General features: G+C 31.5%; 1 protein-coding gene and 1 pseudogene. Both read left to right on the forward strand.

What is annotated here, in order from left to right; all coding sequences use genetic code 11:
- Nucleotides 1–1,011 (forward strand): annotated as a pseudogene (locus HG1285_RS02360) (sodium:calcium symporter); the annotation flags it as partial.
- Between the two features lie 103 nt (nucleotides 1,012–1,114).
- Nucleotides 1,115–1,537 (forward strand): nucleoside-diphosphate kinase, encoded by a 423-nt coding sequence (gene ndk, locus HG1285_RS02355; RefSeq protein ID WP_008289151.1) that lies wholly within the window; start codon nucleotides 1,115–1,117, stop codon nucleotides 1,535–1,537.
- Nucleotides 1,538–1,639 lie beyond the last annotated feature (102 nt).

Genomic DNA, 1,639 nt, shown 5'->3' on the forward strand with positions numbered 1-1,639 from the left:
CTGTATATACTATATAGAGGAATAAGTGGTGGAATTGAAAAGTTGCAAAATTTGCTCTCCTGCAATTTTGTAATGGCAATAATTTTAATGATAAGGGTATTTACTTTAAGCTCTCCTGACGGCAGGAACTTTTTAGATGGTCTTGGGTTTTTATGGAATCCAGATTTTTCAGCCCTCTTAAATCCTAATGTCTGGCTTGCTGCTGCTGGACAGGTATTCTTTACTTTAAGTGTAGGTTTTGGAGCTATATTAACTTATGCTTCTTATTTAAAACCTAAAGATGATATTGCTTTAAATGCTATTGCTGGTGCTTCAGTTAATGAATTTGCAGAAGTTATACTTGGTGGGTCTATTGCTATAACTGCTTCTGTTGTGTTTTTTGGAATTTCTGCAACTTCTCAAATTGCATCTGATGGAGCATTTAATTTAGGTTTTATGGCTCTGCCTGCTATTTTTGCAAATATTCCATTTGGGCAGTTTTTTAGCTTTTTATGGTTCCTACTTCTTTTCTTTGCAGGTATAACTTCATCTATAGCTTTAGCACAGCCTGCAGTGGCATTTTTAGAAGACGAACTTGGATTAAAAAGACAAAAAGCAGTTTTAATTTTAGGAGTATTTTTATTTATTTCTGCTCATATTCCTATTTTTATAAAAGGTGCTTTAGATGAACTTGATTTCTGGATAGGAACCTTTGGTCTTGTAGTATTTGCACTTTTAGAAGCTGTAATATTTTTCTGGTTTTATAACTCAAAAAAAGCATGGGAAGAAATGACAAGGGATAACGATATTAATCTGCATCCTGTTTTTTATTATTTAATGAAATATGTTGCACCTTTAATTTTAATTGTAATTTTAATTTCGTGGTCTATCCAGATGCTGCCGTCAAAACTGTCTCAGCACAGCCTAAATATCTGGATAGCAAGAGGGTTTATATTATTCATGATAGTTTTATCTGTATTTTTAATAAATCTTGCATGGAAAAGGAGAAAATATGGAAGGACATCTGCTTAATATTTATGGAACAATATTTTTAACAATTTCCTGGTTAATTGTGATAGGATTAAATATATTTAGTTTTTATAAAATATTCCAAAATAATAAGAAGGAGGACTAAATGGCAGTAGAAAGAACTCTAATGCTTGTTAAACCTGATGCAGTAAGAAGGAATTTAGAAGGGAAAATTATTGCTCATGTACAAGAAAAAGGTTTTAAACTAATAGGTTTAAAAAAATTAAAGTTAACCAAAGAACAGGCAGAAAAATTTTATTATGTACATAAAGAAAGACCTTTCTTTAGTGAATTGACTGATTTTATGTCTTCAGGTCCTATAGTTGCAATGGTATGGGAAGGAGAAAATGCTATTTCGGTAATAAGAGAAATAATGGGAGCGACAAACCCGGAAGAAGCTGAAGAAGGTACTTTAAGAAAACTTTACGGAACTAATATAGGAGAAAATGCTGTTCACGGTTCAGATTCTCCGGAATCTGCAAAATATGAAATTCCATTTTTCTTTAGTGAGTTAGAACTGGTAGAGTAATGGATAATTTAAAGAAGCTTATAAATTTCTTTATTTTACTTTTACTTGGTATATTACTGGGTTTTAATATATTTTTGACCTTTATAGTTGCACCTCTTATGT

It is taken from the genome of Hydrogenivirga sp. 128-5-R1-1 (genome assembly GCF_000171895.1).